The sequence below is a fragment of the Streptomyces sp. CB02058 genome (genome assembly GCF_001905505.1).
In the GTDB taxonomy this organism is placed as follows: domain Bacteria; phylum Actinomycetota; class Actinomycetes; order Streptomycetales; family Streptomycetaceae; genus Streptomyces.
In genome coordinates this window covers 562,700-577,632 of sequence record NZ_LIPG01000002.1, presented here as the reverse complement: position 1 = coordinate 577,632, position 14,933 = coordinate 562,700, and the positions used below count along the sequence as shown (strand labels likewise).

The 14,933-nt window shown below is 70.7% G+C and carries 13 protein-coding genes and 2 tRNA genes; 3 read left to right on the top strand and 12 right to left on the bottom strand.

What is annotated here, in order from left to right; translation table 11 throughout:
* Nucleotides 1-8 precede the first annotated feature (8 nt).
* Nucleotides 9-2,876 (bottom strand): leucine--tRNA ligase, encoded by a 2,868-nt coding sequence (leuS, locus tag AMK10_RS09710; protein ID WP_073746988.1) that lies wholly within the window; start codon nt 2,874-2,876, stop codon nt 9-11.
* 429 nt (nt 2,877-3,305) lie between these two features.
* On the opposite strand from leuS, the gene AMK10_RS09705 reads away from it, so the two are divergent.
* Nucleotides 3,306-4,613 (top strand): hypothetical protein, encoded by a 1,308-nt coding sequence (locus tag AMK10_RS09705; RefSeq protein WP_443333120.1) that lies wholly within the window; start codon nt 3,306-3,308, stop codon nt 4,611-4,613.
* Entirely contained in the window at nt 4,610-6,184 is a 1,575-nt protein-coding gene (locus AMK10_RS09700; RefSeq protein ID WP_073746984.1) for an NADH-quinone oxidoreductase subunit NuoF family protein, read from the top strand. The genes AMK10_RS09705 and AMK10_RS09700 overlap by 4 nt, the downstream gene beginning before the upstream one ends.
* Nucleotides 6,185-6,300: 116 nt before the next feature.
* Here the strand turns inward: AMK10_RS09700 and AMK10_RS09695 are convergent.
* From AMK10_RS09695 to AMK10_RS37650, 9 genes are all read right to left on the bottom strand, one after another.
* Nucleotides 6,301-6,373, bottom strand: a tRNA-Ala gene (locus AMK10_RS09695).
* A gap of 145 nt (nt 6,374-6,518) precedes the next feature.
* Entirely contained in the window at nt 6,519-6,752 is a 234-nt protein-coding gene (locus AMK10_RS09690) for a hypothetical protein (protein ID WP_033305681.1), read from the bottom strand.
* A 491-nt stretch (nt 6,753-7,243) separates the two neighbouring features.
* A tRNA-Ala gene (locus AMK10_RS09685) sits at nt 7,244-7,316 on the bottom strand.
* 116 nt (nt 7,317-7,432) lie between these two features.
* Nucleotides 7,433-8,086: a histidine phosphatase family protein gene (locus AMK10_RS09680; protein ID WP_073746982.1), complete on the bottom strand. Its 654-nt coding sequence runs from the start codon at nt 8,084-8,086 to the stop codon at nt 7,433-7,435.
* A complete protein-coding gene (rsfS, locus tag AMK10_RS09675; protein WP_073746979.1) occupies nt 8,083-8,514 on the bottom strand; it encodes a ribosome silencing factor in 432 nt (143 codons plus the stop codon). Before rsfS ends, AMK10_RS09680 begins: the two co-directional genes overlap by 4 nt.
* A gap of 67 nt (nt 8,515-8,581) precedes the next feature.
* Entirely contained in the window at nt 8,582-10,351 is a 1,770-nt protein-coding gene (locus AMK10_RS09670) for an LCP family protein (RefSeq protein WP_073746977.1), read from the bottom strand.
* A gap of 19 nt (nt 10,352-10,370) precedes the next feature.
* The gene (gene nadD / locus AMK10_RS09665; RefSeq protein ID WP_073746975.1) at nt 10,371-10,988 is read right to left on the bottom strand and encodes a nicotinate-nucleotide adenylyltransferase; all 618 of its coding nucleotides are present in this window, start codon (nt 10,986-10,988) and stop codon (nt 10,371-10,373) included.
* 38 nt (nt 10,989-11,026) lie between these two features.
* Entirely contained in the window at nt 11,027-11,188 is a 162-nt protein-coding gene (locus tag AMK10_RS37655; RefSeq protein WP_198959665.1) for a hypothetical protein, read from the bottom strand.
* Nucleotides 11,189-11,272: 84 nt separating this feature from the next.
* On the bottom strand, nt 11,273-11,425 hold the full coding sequence (locus AMK10_RS37650; protein WP_198959664.1) for a hypothetical protein: 153 nt from the start codon (nt 11,423-11,425) through the stop codon (nt 11,273-11,275).
* Between the two features lie 110 nt (nt 11,426-11,535).
* On the opposite strand from AMK10_RS37650, the gene AMK10_RS09660 reads away from it, so the two are divergent.
* On the top strand, nt 11,536-12,690 hold the full coding sequence (locus tag AMK10_RS09660; protein ID WP_073746973.1) for a M48 family metallopeptidase: 1,155 nt from the start codon (nt 11,536-11,538) through the stop codon (nt 12,688-12,690).
* Here the strand turns inward: AMK10_RS09660 and AMK10_RS09655 are convergent.
* Together AMK10_RS09655 and AMK10_RS09650 are read right to left on the bottom strand one after the other, a co-directional pair.
* A complete protein-coding gene (locus AMK10_RS09655) occupies nt 12,635-13,756 on the bottom strand; it encodes an SCO2583 family membrane protein (RefSeq protein ID WP_073746971.1) in 1,122 nt (373 codons plus the stop codon). The genes AMK10_RS09660 and AMK10_RS09655 overlap by 56 nt on opposite strands.
* A gap of 530 nt (nt 13,757-14,286) precedes the next feature.
* Nucleotides 14,287-14,889, bottom strand: coding sequence for an SCO2584 family spore wall biosynthesis protein (locus tag AMK10_RS09650; protein ID WP_073746969.1), 603 nt, complete (start codon nt 14,887-14,889; stop codon nt 14,287-14,289).
* Between the last annotated feature and the right edge of the window lie 44 nt (nt 14,890-14,933).

Here is a 14,933-nt window from a genome sequence, read left to right as displayed (position 1 = left end):
GCAGCCGACTACGCGGGAACGATGTTGACCAGCTTCGGCGCCCGCACGATCACCTTGCGCACTCCTGCCCCGCCCAGCGCGGCCACGATGTTCTCGTCGGCCAGGGCCAGCGCCTCCAGTTCCTCGTCCGTGATCGACGGGGAGATCTCCAGCCGGGCCTTGACCTTGCCCTTGATCTGCACCACGCAGGTCACCGTCTCGTCCACGACGTACGCCGGGTCCGCGACGGGGAAGTCCTGGTGCACCACGGACTCGGTGTGGCCCAGTCGGCGCCACAGCTCCTCCGCCACGTGCGGTGCCAGCGGCGCGATCAGCAGCACCAGCCGCTCGGCGACCGACCGCGACAGCGGACCGCCTGCCTTCGTCAGGTGGTTGTTCAGCTCGGTGACCTTGGCGATGGCGGTGTTGAAGCGCATCCCGGCCATGTCCTGGCCGACACCGTCGATGGCCTTGTGCAGCGCCCGCAGCGTGTCGTCGCCGGGCTCCGTGTCGACGACGGTGACCTCACCGGTCTCCTCGTCGACGACGTTGCGCCACAGCCGCTGCAGCAGCCGGTACTGGCCGACCACGGCACGGGTGTCCCACGGACGCGAGACGTCCAGCGGACCCATGGCCATCTCGTACAGCCGCAGGGTGTCCGCGCCGTACTCGCCGCAGATCTCGTCGGGCGTCACGGCGTTCTTCAGGGACTTGCCCATCTTGCCCAGGACGCGGCTGACCTTCTCGTCACCGTGGAAGTAGCCGCCGTCGCGCTCCTCGACCTCGGCGGCCGGGACCGCGATGCCGCGGCTGTCCCGGTAGACGAAGGCCTGGATCATGCCCTGGTTGTACAGCTTGTGGAAGGGCTCGGCCGACGAGATGTGCCCCAGGTCGTGCAGGACCTTGGACCAGAAGCGGGCGTACAGCAGGTGCAGCACCGCGTGCTCGGCACCGCCGACGTACAGGTCGACACCACCGGTCGGCTGCCCCTCGCGCGGCCCCATCCAGTACTGCTCGATCGCCGGGTCGACCAGCCGCTGGTCGTTGTTCGGGTCCAGGTAGCGCAGCTCGTACCAGCAGGAACCCGCCCAGTTCGGCATGGTGTTGGTCTCGCGGCGGTACTTCTTCGGACCGTCGCCCAGGTCCAGGGTGACGTTGACCCAGTCGGCGTTCCGCGACAGCGGGGTCTCGGGCTGGGTGTCGGCGTCCTCCGGGTCGAAGGTGCGCGGCGAGTAGTCCTCGACCTCGGGCAGCTCCAGCGGCAGCATCGACTCGGGCAGCGGGTGTGCGATGCCCTCCTCGTCGTAGACGATCGGGAAGGGCTCGCCCCAGTAGCGCTGCCGGCTGAACAGCCAGTCGCGCAGCCGGAAGTTGACGGTGCCCTCGCCGACGCCGCGTGCCTGCAGCCACTCGGTGATCTTCGCCTTGGCCTCGACGACGCCCAGGCCGTCCAGCGAGATCTCGTCGTTGGCGGAGTTGACCAGCTTCGCCTCGTACGAGCCGAAGGCGTCCTCCCACGTCGAGGCGTCCGTACCGCGGTCGTCCGACGGCTCGACGACACAGCGCATCGGCAGCTCGAAGGCACGCGCGAAGGCGAAGTCGCGCGCGTCGTGCGCCGGTACGGCCATGATCGCGCCGGTTCCGTATCCCATCAGGACGTAGTCGGCGATGAAGACGGGGACCTGCTCGCCGCTGACCGGGTTGGTCGCGTACGCGCCGGTGAAGACGCCGGTCTTGTCCTTGGCCTCCGCCTGCCGCTCGACGTCGGACTTGGCGGCGGCCTGCTTGCGGTAGGCGGTGACGGCCTCGGCCGGGTTGGCGTGGCCGCCGGTCCACACCGGGTGGGTGCCCTCGGGCCAGGCGGCGGGGATGATCCGCTCGACCAGCTCGTGCTCCGGGGCCAGCACCATGTAGGTGGCGCCGAACAGGGTGTCCTGCCGGGTGGTGAAGACGGTGATGTCACCGGCCCCGTCGACGGGGAAGTCGACGCGCGCACCCTCGGAGCGGCCGATCCAGTTGCGCTGCTGCAGCTTGATGGCTTCGGGCCAGTCCAGCCCGTCCAGATCGTCCAGCAGCCGGTCCGCGTAGGCGGTGATGCGCATGTTCCACTGGCGCAGCTTGGCCTTGAAGACCGGGAAGTTGCCGCGCTCGGAGCGGCCGTCGGCCGTCACCTCTTCGTTGGCCAGCACGGTGCCCAGGCCGGGCGACCAGTTGACCGGGGCGTCCGACGCGTACGCCAGCCGGTACTGACCCAGGATGTCGGCGCGCTCGGCGGCGCTCAGCGCGCCCCATGCGCCACCGCCGGGAACGGGACGCTCACCGCTCTCGAACTGGGCGACCAGCTCGGCGATCGGGCGTGCCCGGTCGGCCTCGGTGTCGTACCAGGAGTTGAAGATCTGCAGGAAGATCCACTGGGTCCACTTGTAGTAGTCCGCGTCGATCGTGGCGAAGGAGCGGCGCTTGTCGTGGCCCAGGCCCAGCCGGCGCAGCTGGACCTTCATGTTCTCCATGTTGGCCTCGGTGGAGGCGCGCGGGTGTGTGCCCGTCTGCACGGCGTACTGCTCGGCCGGCAGGCCGAAGGCGTCGAAGCCCAGGGTGTGCAGGACGTTGTGCCCGGTCATCCGCTGGTGACGGGCGTAGACGTCGGTGGCGATGTAGCCCAGCGGGTGGCCGACGTGCAGACCCGCACCCGAGGGGTACGGGAACATGTCCATGATGAACTTCTTGGGCTTGGCGGCCAGCTCGGAGCCGTCCGCCAGGTCACCGGTCGGGTTCGGAGCCTCGTACGTCCCCTCGGCGTCCCAGAAGTCCTGCCAGCGTGCCTCGATGTCGGCGGCCATCGCTGCCGTGTAGCGGTGCGGCGCGGCCACCTCGGCCGCGGTGTTCGTCTCGCTCATGATCCTCAAAGCTCCATCGATCGTCATCTGCCGGCGCCCACGTCTACGGACACACGTCTACGGAAACGAAAAATCCCCTCGCACAGGAGGGGACGCCGCGCCGAGTCCGACCAGGCATTCTCACCGGTCGGAAATGATCAGCGCGGCTCGCTAAGCAGAAGGCGTACGGCACGCATGGCGTCAGGGTACCGCACGGGCCCGGGACCCGGCCCGGCAGATCTGCCCGCCGACGGGCGGTACGGGTCCCGGCACCCCCGGCCGGCAGGCACGCGAAACGCGCGAACCTTCCACATGACCCACACACTCCGGAGGTTACTCCGCGTACTGCCCTGTAACGGGGCAACCGCTCAAAGCTCGTACCGGCCGGTATGGGGCGACCTAGCATGCGGCAACGGGACCGCTTTGCCGAGCCATTCGGAGTCGCCCCCCATGAAGCCTCATCGCAGGATCCGCTCGTCCCCCACCACGAGCCCGAGCCCAGGAATGAGCCCCTCGCTGCGGGGCGGCCTGGCCGTCGCGGCACTGGTTCTCATCCCTCTGCTGGCCGTCGCCGGGAGCGACGGCATGCGCACCGCGTTCGACTTCACCACCGGCGTCCTGACGCTGGTGTCGCTCACCGCTGCTGTCGCCTGGGGCCTGCTGGCCACCGACCGGCTGTTCCTCTCGACCCGTCAGCGGCTGCTCTGCCAGGGCATCCACCGCGCCTCGGCCGTCGCCTCGCTGGGCTTCCTCCTGCTGCACGGCACCGTGAAGATCGCCCTCGGACACGTCGGCCTGATCGGCGCCCTCATCCCCTTCGGCACCGGTGTCGGCGGCACCGCCGGCCTCATCGGCTTCGGCTCGCTGGCCGGACTGCTGATGATCGTCGCCGGTGCGACCGGGGCGATGCGCAGCGCCTTCGCCACCCCGGGCAGGATCGCGGGCCGCTGGCGCGCGCTGCACGCCCTGGCCTACCCGGCCTGGTGCTCCGCCCTGGTGCACGGGCTGTACGCGGGCAGGCAGCCCGCGACCTGGGTCGTCGTGATGTACATGCTCTGCCTGGTGGCGGTGGCCGCCGCGCTCGGCCTCCGTCTGCTTCCGCCTCCGGCCAAGCGCGCGATCACCGACCGGATCTCCGCCCTGATCAGCCCGGACGTGCCCGTGTCGGCGTCGGACCCGGTCATACGCACTTCCCCGCCGCCCGGCCCGGAACACCTGCCTTCGCGGCCCTCCCGGGGTCTGCCGCCCGAGGCTCCCGGCTGGGGCGAGGACGACCACGGCGTGCGGGGCACCCCGGTCCGCTCCCGGACGCTCAGCGCCCCCGCGCAGCCCGCGGTGCCACCGTACGAACCACCGGCGTACGAGTCCCGGCTCGAGGGACAGCCGCAGTACGGGCAGGCGGAGTACGCGCCTCCTGGTGCCCCGGAGTACGCCCCTCAGGGGTACGAGCCCCCGCCGCGCGGCTCCGAGCGGCTCGCCCCCGGTCCGGTCGCGGCCCCCTCGCCGTCGGCGGGCCCCCGGCAGGGCATCTCCGCCGCGTACAGGGCCGTCTCCCGGCCCTCCGTACGGCCGCCGGAGCGAACGGCGGACACCCGCTGGCCCGCACCCTCCCCCGCGCCTCCCGCGCAGGCGCTCAGGCCCACCTACGCCGCGCCCCCGCCTCCCACGTCCGACCAGGAGACCGAACAGTTGCCGGGGCCGCTCTACCCGCCCCCGGCCGGAGCGCCCTGGCACGCACCCGCAGGAGACCGACCGTGAACGTCCCCCTCCCCGATGTGCCCGAGGTCCGCGTCGTCGGGCTCCCCCAGCTCACCACCGGCTTCGACCTGGTGGAACGCCTCGACCTCGCCATGCATCTGAAGGTGCACGGCCCTCTCGAGCCGATGACGGGCGAGCGGCTCGCCGAACTGGCCGAATCCATCTCGCTGTGTGGCCGCGGCGGCGCGGGCTTCCCCTTCGGGAAGAAGCTCCGCGCGGTCGCGAAGGCGTCCATACGCCGTGGGGTCCGGCCCGTGGTGGTGATCAACGGCAGCGAGGGCGAACCGGCCTGCCGCAAGGACACCGTGCTGCTCAACCGCGCCCCGCACCTCATCCTGGACGGCGCGCTGCTCGCGGCGGAGGCGCTCGGCGCCCGCACGCTGGTGGTGGCCGTCACACGCAACTCCACGGAGATCTCCGTGCGGTCCGCCCTGGCCGAACGCGGTCTGTCCGACCGGCGAGGACAACATCTGCGCGCCCGTGTCGTGCGTACCCCGGAGCGCATGGTCTCCGGTGAGGCCTCGGCGGTCATCAGGGCGGTGAACGGTGGCCCGGCGCTGCCGCCCGGCCGCCGCGAGCGCGCGGCGGAGTCAGGGGTGGCCGGCGCCCCGACGCTCCTGTCGAACGCGGAGACGTACGCACAGCTCGCGGTCGCCGCCCGGATCGGCTCCCGCCGCTACGGGCACACCGGTCTCGCCGACGAGCCGGGCACCGTCCTGCTCACGGTCTCGGGTGCCGTGGCGCGCCCGATGGTGATCGAGGTGCCCACGGGGGTACCGCTGCGGTACGTCCTCCAGTTGGCCGGAGCCCCGCCGCTGCCCCAGGGTGTCCTCACGGGCGGCTATCACGGCAACTGGATCGACGCGGTCGCCTCGCACGACGCCATGGTCTCCAGGGCCTCCCTGGCCGCGGCGGGCGGCGCGCTCGGCGCGGGCGCGATCCTGCCGATCGGGCCGGAGACCTGTCCGATCGGCGAGTCGCTGAGGATCGCGAACTGGCTGGCCGCCGAGACCGCGGGCCAGTGCGGCCCGTGCAAGCTGGGGCTTCCGGCCGCCGCGGGCGGGCTGTCCGACGTACTGAACGGCGGTGGGCCGGCCGCCCTGGAGGCGCTGCGCGAGGTGACCCAGGCCGTCAAGGGCCGAGGGGCGTGCAAGCATCCGGACGGGTCGGCGCGCTTCCTGACGTCCACGCTCTCGGCGTTCACCGACGATCTGGCCGCCCATGTGCTGGACGGCGGCTGCGGGCGGGAGACGCTCGGGGTGCTGCCCCTGCCCGCGCCCGGCTACGAGGGCCTGGACGAGTCCATTCCCAGCGGCGAGAAGCTGGCGGTGGACTGGACGCTCTGCCAGGGACACGGGCTCTGTGCGGACATCGTGCCCGAGCTGATCAGGCTGGGCCCCGACGGATACCCCGCGCTCGCGGACGCCTCCGTTCCGATGCACCTGCGGGGCCGTGCCCAGCGGGCCGTACGGCGATGCCCGGCGCTGGCCCTCCGCATCGAACAGGCTCCCGCCGAACGCCCCGCGCTGCCGAGCGCGGAGCGCAGGGCCCTGGGCAGCGGACGGGGCTGATCCACGGGCTCCGGGAGCTGCCTCACGGTCTCCTGTTGTGTCCTTCGTCTCCCCGGGGAGACGAAGGACACAACGAGAAGCGGGCCACCCGATCCGGGTGACCCGCTTCTTCACTGTGGAGCTAAGGAGAATTGAACTCCTGACCTCCTGCATGCCATGCAGGCGCTCTACCAACTGAGCTATAGCCCCGTGCTGTTTGCCGCCCGGTTTCCCTGGCGACATCGAGAACATTACACGGTCACCCCGGCGCATCAAAAATCGTTTCCACTCCGCCCCGGCACGGCGGTCGAGCGACCCCCCGGTCTGCGGCCCGTCCCCTCGCGACGGCGCTCCGTCAGGCGGTGGCGAAGGAGTAGAACCGCTTGAGCGTGCAGTGCTCCTCCAGGAGCCTGCCGTAGATGGGTTCCCCCTCGAGCTCCCGGTAGGTCTCGATGGGGTCGCCTTTGATGATCAGCGCCCGCGCGCACTCCTCGCACCAGTACTGGAACTCCGCGTTGACCGGGTCCATGTCCCTGACGATGGGCGTACCGCTGCCGCACCAGTCGCATTTCCGCCTGTGTGCACCCATGCGGTCAGCTCCGACTGCGGCTGCTGGCCGTACACGCGGAGGAGTCCTCCTGCGGGCCGACGGAGCCTCGGGGTGCGGTGGAGCGATGGGCTGCGGTGGAGATGAGACGCAGGTCCGGGACCCTTACGCGGCTCGCAGGCATCGCGCTCCCTCCCGATCGGTCCGTCGCCCTCCGGCGCTCCGATTCTGCCATGGCCCCGCAAGGAGGTCAGCCCGACGACGGGCCCGCGGCCCGGCTTTGTCCTGAAGAAACGGCACGGGAACGGCCCGTACGGCCGCGAGGAAGGCAGTGGAGCACCCCGGGAGCCCTTGTCCCGGACGGGCCAAGGCAGTTGGGGCGGGGTCGGCGCACGGAGATGGCCGGATCCGTACGGCCGACGAAAACCCGATCCGTACGACCGGCGAACCGGATCCCTACGACCGGCGGAACCGGATCCGTGCGGCCGGACAAAAAAGGATCCCGCCCCCTGCTGGGGACGGGATCCTTGCTGTGGAGCTAAGGAGAATTGAACTCCTGACCTCCTGCATGCCATGCAGGCGCTCTACCAACTGAGCTATAGCCCCGCTGTCCGCTGTGTTTCCCCGCGTTTCCGCGCTGCGAACAAGAAGAACTTTAGCCTGCGACGAGCCGGAAAGTGAAATCCGGTCCCCGCCGCCCGGAGACGGGCTCCGGGCGCCCGCTAATCGTCATCCCCGAGCACCGGTTCGGGGAGCGTGCCGGCGTTGTGCTCCAGCAGACGCCAGCCGCGCGCGCCTTCGCCCAGCACGGACCAGCAGCAGTTGGAGAGCCCGCCGAGCCCTTCCCAGTGGTGGGCCTCGAGCCCGAGCAGACGGCCGATGGTCGTCCGGATCGTGCCGCCGTGGCTCACGACGACGAGGGTGCCCGCGTCGGGCAGTTTGCGGGCGTGCTCCAGCACCACGGGGGCGGCCCGGTCGGCGACCTCGGTCTCGAGCTCGCCACCACCCCTGCGCACCGGCTCGCCGCGCTTCCACGCGGCGTACTGCTCGCCGTACTGCCCGACGATCTCCTCGTGGGTGAGGCCCTGCCAGGCACCCGCGTAGGTCTCGCGCAGCGCGGAGTCGTGGGCGACGCCGAGGCCGGTGACCGAGGAGAGCTCGGCGGCCGTGGCCGCCGCCCGCCGCAGGTCGGACGCGACGATCGCGTCCGGCTGCAGCGAGGCGAGCAGCCGGGCGGCGCGGCGGGCCTGCCCGACGCCGACCTCGGTCAGCTCGATGTCCGTGGAGCCCTGGAAGCGGCGCTCCAGATTCCACGCCGTCTGGCCGTGGCGCCAGAGGACGATTCTGCGGCCCCTGCCGCTGCTGCTGCCGTTCAGCTGAGCTCACCTTCCGCGCCGCCGTTGAGCTGGGCGTGCTCCTCGGCCTTGCCCCGGGTCTTGACCGCGTCCTCGGGGAGGGCGATCTCGGGGCAGTCCTTCCACAGTCGCTCGAGCGCGTAGAACACACGCTCCTCGCTGTGCTGGACGTGGATCACGATGTCGACGTAGTCGAGGAGGATCCAGCGGGCGTCGCGGTCTCCCTCGCGGCGTACCGGCTTGGCGCCCAGCTCCTTCTGCAGCCGCTCCTCGATCTCGTCGACGATCGACTTGACCTGGCGGTCGTTGGGAGCCGAGGCCAGCAGGAAGGCGTCGGTGATAGACAGCACGTCGCTGACGTCGTAGGCGATGATGTCGTGCGCGAGCCGGTCGGCGGCCGCCTGAGCGGCGGCGTTGATGAGCTCGATGGAGCGGTCCGTGGCGGTCACATGCAGGCTTTCGTCGGCGGTCAGATCAACCTCTAGGGTCTCACGGACCGCCGACAGCCCCGACTCCTCAGGACGTCGACTGCTTCGGGATCTCGTAGTTCTGGCCGAGGATCACGGAGACGTCGGCGTTCGCCGCGGGCTTGCCCTTCTTCACGGAGGTCGTCGGCAGGCCCAGGGTCTTGGCGACCTCCTCCGCCTTCGCCTTGTCCTCGGCGGTCGCGTAGAGGATCTCGGACGTCGCCTCGGTGTCCGCCTTGCCGCTGTCGACGAAGGAGTACCCGCCGTTGACCAGCTGGATCCTGGCAGCCTGGGTGGCGTCCGGGTCACCGTTGGCGTTCTTGATGCCCACGCGCACGGCCGCGCCCTGTTCGGGGGCCTTCACCGCACCGCCCAGGATGTCCTTGACGACCTTCTCGGTGGCCTCGTCGGTGAGCGTTCCGTCGGCCTGGACCGGGAGCAGCTCCGTCTTGTAGTCGCCGACCTTGGCGTGTCCGGCGAGTTTGGCCAGGGAGGCGCCCAGATCCTGCTCGGGCAGGGACGGGTCGAGGATCTGGGCCAGTGTCTCGACCGTGACGGTCGCCGCCTTGGGGTCCTCGGACATCTTGCGCAGCACGCTGCGCATGACCTGCCCGAAGCGCGTCAGCTGCTTGGTCTCGGCCTCGCCCGGGCCCTGGTAAGTGGCGTACGCGACGGCCATCGGGCCGCTCAGTGTCTGAGCCTCACCCTTGCTCACGAGGGGCGAGGCACCCTTCTTGGCGTCGGGCACATCGGTGTCGGTGTCGACCTCGATGTTGCCCACGAGTTCGACGAGGTTCTCGAGATACGGGGTGTCGAGCCGCCAGGTGCCGGTGATGCTGGTGCCGAGCAGGGTGTCGATCGCCTCGCGGGTGCCGGTCGACCCGTCGTCGTCGACGGACTTGCCGAGGGTGGTGGTGGATCCGTCGTCGGATGCCACGGCGAGCGAGTTGGGGAGCAGGATCGTGGTGCCCTGCTTGGTGGTGACGTTGTCGACGAGCAGCGCCGTGGAGGTGCCGCCCTTCTTGGTGTTGTGCAGATGGACGACGATGACGTCCCGCTTCTGCGGGCCGGTCGCCGTGGCGTTCTGCTCGTCCTGGCTGGAGACTCCGGGGATCTTGCCGGCGAACCAGAGGTAGCCCGCGCCGCCGACGACGACGAGGGCCACGACGACTATGAGCGCGACCATACGGTTGTGGCCGCGTCGCCGGGCTTCCTCGCGCCGCTCGCTGCGGCTCTCGGTGAATTTCAGCCAGTCGATGACGTCTTCGGAGTCCTCGTCGGGCTCCTCGATGAACGAGAACTGCTCGGTGCCGTAGTCACGGTCGGCGCGACGCTGCCCGGGTACGTCGGCGGCCGGTTCGGGCTCACGGCGCGGCTCCGGGACGGGCGGCGCGGTGGCGGGCGCCGCGGGGGCCTGGGGGGCGTTCCACTGCTGGGCGGTGTCGTCCACGGCCGGCTGCCGGCCGGTGTCGTAGCCGTACGTCCCGTAGCCGCCGCCGTCGTCGTAGCCGTAGCCCTGCGGCGTCTGCTGCTGGGTGTGCTGACCTGCGTAGGGGTCGTACTGCGGCTGCGTGCCGGCGTACGGGTCGTAGCCGTAGCCCTGCTGCGACTGCGTGTCCTGCTGGGGCTGCTGCGGGCCGTGCTGGGGCTGCTGCTGCGCGTACGGGTCGTACTGCTGCTGGTCGTACTGCTGCCCCTGCTGCTGGTCGTACTGCTGCTGCCCCTGCTGCTGATAGACCGGCTGCCCGTACGCGTCGTAGCCGATGATCTGCGGCTGCTCCTGCCGGTACGGGTCGTACGGGTTCTGTCGGTCGTTCACAGGTGCCCCTCTCCGTGGCTCATTCGCCGCGGTACAGCTGGCGCTTGTCGATGTAACGGACGACGCCGTCGGGCACCAGATACCAGACCGGCTCACCCTGCGCGACCCTCGCACGGCAGTCCGTGGACGAGATCGCCAGCGCGGGAACCTCCACCAGCGAGACGCCGCCCTTGGGCAGTCCGTCGTCCGTCAGCAGATGACCCGGCCGGGTCACGCCGATGAAGTGGGAGAGCGAGAAGAGCTCCTCGGCGTCACGCCAGGTGAGGATCTGGGACAGGGCGTCGGCGCCGGTGATGAAGAAGAGGTCCGCGTCGCCGTGGACGGTGCGCAGGTCCCGCAGCGTATCGATCGTGTACGTCGGTCCGCCACGGTCGATGTCGCTGCGGCTGACGGAGAACTGCGGGTTGGACGCCGTCGCGATGACCGTCATCAGATAGCGGTCCTCGGCCGGGGACACCTGCTTGTGGCTCTTCTGCCACGGCTGCCCGGTCGGGACGAAGACGACCTCGTCGAGCTTGAACTGGGCGGCCACTTCACTGGCCGCCACCAGGTGTCCGTGATGGATCGGGTCAAATGTCCCACCCATCACGCCGAGTCGGCGCTTGCCGCTGCCGGTAGGCACTTTCTGCTCTCCCATGCGTGCAGACCCTACTGGCACAGCTGTTCGCCTCTGCCTCAGCGGTCTCGGTTGAAGCGGGTGGTGATCCAGAGCAGGAGGAGCAGCACGAAGAGCGCGCCGCCACCGGTGAGGTACGGGCTGAGGCTTTCGTGGTTACCACCCTGCTCGCCTTCTGAGGCGAGGGTGACCAGCTGGTGCGCGGTGCTCGTGAGGCTCATCTTCTGCAGGACCTATCCATCGGGAATCAGGAGGGAGACGTCGCGCACATCGTATGCGGGCGCCCCGGGCACGCTCACGCCGACTCAGTCGTTGTTGTCGTCGTTGCGGTATCCGCGCAGCAGGAACCAGGCGAGCAGCGCCGCTCCGACCAGCGAGACGAGCAGCACGATGCGGAGCGTGTCGCCCGGCCCCTGGTCCTCGGACACGGCGGCGAGCAGTACGGCGGTATGCGGCATTCCGGGCGCTCCTCAAAGTTATCCACAGCCCCCCGCACACCGTAGCGCCAGCGCCTACGCTGGCTTTTGTCAGGGGGACGAGCTACGTCTCGTACGAACAGGGGGCTTCCATGACCGACACCAGTCACGAGGACGTGCCGAGCAGGCACCGCAAGCGATTCCCGGGCATCTCGTCGCGGGCGTACGAACATCCGGCGGACCGTTCCGCCCTGGTGGCGCTGCGCAAGCTGACCGGTTTCGACACCGTGTTCAAGGCGCTGAGCGGGCTGCTTCCCGAGCGCAGCCTGCGGCTGCTGTTCCTGTCGGACTCCGTCCGGGTGAGTGACGCCCAGTTCACCCATCTCAACGACATGCTGCGCGACGCCTGTTACATCCTGGACCTCGAGAAGGTCCCGCCGATGTACGTCAGCCAGGACCCGAAGCCCAACGCCATGTGTATCGGCCTCGACGAGCCGATCATCGTGGTGACGACCGGCCTGGTGGAGCTCCTCGACGAGGAGGAGATGCGCGCCGTCGTGGGCCACGAGGTGGGCCACGCACTGTCGGGTCACGCGGTGTACCGCACGATATTGCTCTTCCTCACCAACCTCGCGGTCAAGGTGGCGTGGATCCCGCTGGGCAATGTCGCGATCATGGCGATCGTGACGGCGCTGCGCGAGTGGTTCCGCAAGTCGGAGCTGTCCGCCGACCGGGCGGGGCTGCTGGTGGGCCAGGATCAGCGCGCCTCGATGCGCGGGCTGATGAAGATCGCGGGCGGCAATCACCTCCACGAGATGAATGTGGACGCCTTCCTCGCCCAGGCCGACGAGTACGAGAAGGGTGGCGACCTCCGCGACTCGGTGCTCAAGATCCTCAATGTGCTCCCCCGGACGCACCCGTTCACCACGGTGCGGGCGGCCGAGCTGAAGAAGTGGTCGGAGACCCGGGACTTCCAGCGGATCATGGACGGCCACTACCCCCGGCGCGACGAGGACAAAGACACCTCGGTCACGGACTCCTTCCGGGAGTCCGCCTCGCACTACGCGGACACGGTGCGCACCAGCAAGGACCCGCTGATGAAGCTTGTCGGCGACATCGCGGGCGGCGCTGGCGACCTGGGAGGCAGGCTCCGGGACCGGTTCACCGGCGCGGGCGGCGGCAGCTCCAACGGGGGCGCGGCCGGCAAGGGAGGTGCCGCGACCGGCAAGGACGGCACACCGCCCTCGGACGCTACGGACGGCTCCGAGGGGACGTGGCGGCGTCCGGACCCCGAGGAGGGGCAGTAGGCAGGTCGCCGAGCGCCAGCGTGCCGCAGAGCCCGGCCTTGGGCATGCCCGTGGCGTAGGGGTCGGTGCCCGCGGGGCCCCGGCTGTCGGCCCGCTCGCCGGCGAGCAGCGGGCGCAGCATGCCCGCCGTGTCGGCCGAGCACGACTGCGGCCCGGCCTGGACGTAGGCGTTGCGGACCTCCAGCCGGTGCAGCCGGATGTCCTCGCGGTCGAGGAGGAAGTGGAGGACGCGGCGCACGGTGAACAGCGAGGCGTCGTCCGCCCGGTGGGGGCCGGACACGGCGGGCCTCAGCGTGTACGTGAAGGTGTGGTCGGACACCACCTCCAGGGTGTCCGCCCCCGCCTCCGAGTAGGAGAGGGTGCCGTGGACGCGGACGTCGGGGGCGGCCAGTTCCACGTCGGCCGGGTCGAAGCGGACCAGCCAGCCGGTCGCGGTGTGCTCGCCGTCGTCGGCCGGTGAGTCCATGCTCCGGTCGAACTGCACCGTCTGGTCCGGATCGAGCAGCCGCCCGACCGGCCGGACAACCCCGCCGGTGAGCACGTCCGGGTCGAGCGAGGAGTTCACCAGGTAGTCCTTGACCGTGGTCAGGGCGATGGTCACCTGGCTGTCCGAGAAGTTCTTCGTCCTCCGGACCGTCGGCAGGTTGATGCCCGCGGCACCGGAGCGGTACTCCGCCGCCGGACCGTCGGCAAGGAGGGACTCGGCGGTCCCTCCGGGGACGGGGCCCTGCGGGGACAGCGGGACCACAGTCGTCTGAAGCGGCTCGGCACGTCTGCCCACGGGCGTCGGGTAGGGGTTGCGGAAGCCGATGTAGACGGCGGTGGCGAAGGCCAGGACGATCAGGACGACGAGGGCGATGCCCGCCCTGGAGCGGTGCCGGCGGGTGCCCCGGCCGGGGAGGGAGCGTACGGCGCGGGCGTGGTCGCCCATCCGCTCCTGGGCGGAGAACTCCTGCAGCCGGGCAGCGCGCACAAACGATTCGTCGAAGACGACCGAGCGGTATTCGTCCTCCCCGCCCGAGGGGTTCTCGGGCGGACCTTCCGGCGGTTTTCCGCGGCCTGTCATGACTTCTCCCGATCCTCCGCGCCACCGGCGAGAGCTGGCGCTGGGAACCGCCTCGGCCGCTTGGCCTCGGGCGGAGCTGTCCGTCACGGGTTCGACGCATGGACACGTGGCTGCCCTCTCCCCGGGGACGGGGACGGGAGGAGGGATCACAGGGTCATACCTTGAGAGTGGGTCGATCGTCATCAAGGTAAACGCCCCGCAGGTGGGAGCGCAGGTGGAGCGCGTCCAGGCGGCGTGCGTCCGGAAGCCGCGGGGCCTGAGACCGGTCCGCCCGGACCCGCGCCGGCCCTGAGGCCGCGTGACGGCCCGGAGGAACGCCTGCCCGCAGGGTGCCTGCCCCGGCGAGTGCGTGACGGCCCGGAGGAACGCCTGCCCGCAGGGTGCCTGCCCCGAGGCTGCGTGGCGGCTCGGAGGATGCGTGACGGCCCGGAGGGATGGGGGCCGGCATGCGGAGGGGTTCCGTCCCCAGGGTGGTCGCCTGCCCCCACGCACGCCTGCGGCGCGACCCTCCGCCGCGTGCTCTCAGCGTCTCAGGGGGTGCGGGGCACCGCGGAGACCGCTGGGCGGGAGTAGTCGGCCGAGGCGGAGGGAGCCGCGCCCGGCTTGTCGACGCCGCTCGTCACCGGAGGCGGGACCTGCTGCTCCTGCCTGCCGGCGGCCGCACCGCGGTAGACGGCGCTGAAGGCGAGCGCCACCATCCCGATCCCCATCAGCAGGGCGAGCAGCCAGGCCACCGGGCGGTGCCAGCGCGCGGAGCCTCGGTAGGGACGCAGGGAACCGCCGTGGCGCCCGTAGGGGCTGCTGTCGTCCCCGTAGAAGCCGTCGGGGTCATCAGGGTCGAAAGACTCACCGAAGGCCCTCTCGCGGCCGTACAGCCCGTCCGGGCCGTAGCCTTCGTCGTAGAGGTCGTCGTCGATGGCGCCGCCGCCCGAGCGTGCGCGGCTCGCCTCGGCCTCGGCGCGGGCCTGCGCGGCGGCCAGGAGACGCTCGACAGCGGTGGGTTCGTGGATCTCGGCGGACCTGATGAAGTCCTCGTCGAACACCACGGAGGCGAAGTCCTCGTCCGCGCCCCCGCGGTCGTCGTCGGGCTCCCAGCCGTCCGGGAACGGCCTGCCCCCCACGTCGTCCGGCACAGCTTCAGCGTAGCCCCGGCGGGGCGATTTGGGCAGAGAGCCCG

Excerpts from the sequence above, each read along its gene's own strand:
- leuS (WP_073746988.1), bottom strand. The coding sequence starts at position 2,876 with ATGAGCGAGACGAACACCGCGGCCGAGGTGGCCGCGCCGCACCGCTAC.
- AMK10_RS09705 (WP_443333120.1), top strand. The coding sequence starts at position 3,306 with ATGAAGCCTCATCGCAGGATCCGCTCGTCCCCCACCACGAGCCCGAGC.
- AMK10_RS09690 (WP_033305681.1), bottom strand. The coding sequence starts at position 6,752 with ATGGGTGCACACAGGCGGAAATGCGACTGGTGCGGCAGCGGTACGCCC.
- nadD (WP_073746975.1), bottom strand. The coding sequence starts at position 10,988 with ATGGGAGAGCAGAAAGTGCCTACCGGCAGCGGCAAGCGCCGACTCGGC.
- AMK10_RS37655 (WP_198959665.1), bottom strand. The coding sequence starts at position 11,188 with ATGAGCCTCACGAGCACCGCGCACCAGCTGGTCACCCTCGCCTCAGAA.
- AMK10_RS37650 (WP_198959664.1), bottom strand. The coding sequence starts at position 11,425 with ATGCCGCATACCGCCGTACTGCTCGCCGCCGTGTCCGAGGACCAGGGG.
- AMK10_RS09660 (WP_073746973.1), top strand. The coding sequence starts at position 11,536 with ATGACCGACACCAGTCACGAGGACGTGCCGAGCAGGCACCGCAAGCGA.
- AMK10_RS09655 (WP_073746971.1), bottom strand. The coding sequence starts at position 13,756 with ATGACAGGCCGCGGAAAACCGCCGGAAGGTCCGCCCGAGAACCCCTCG.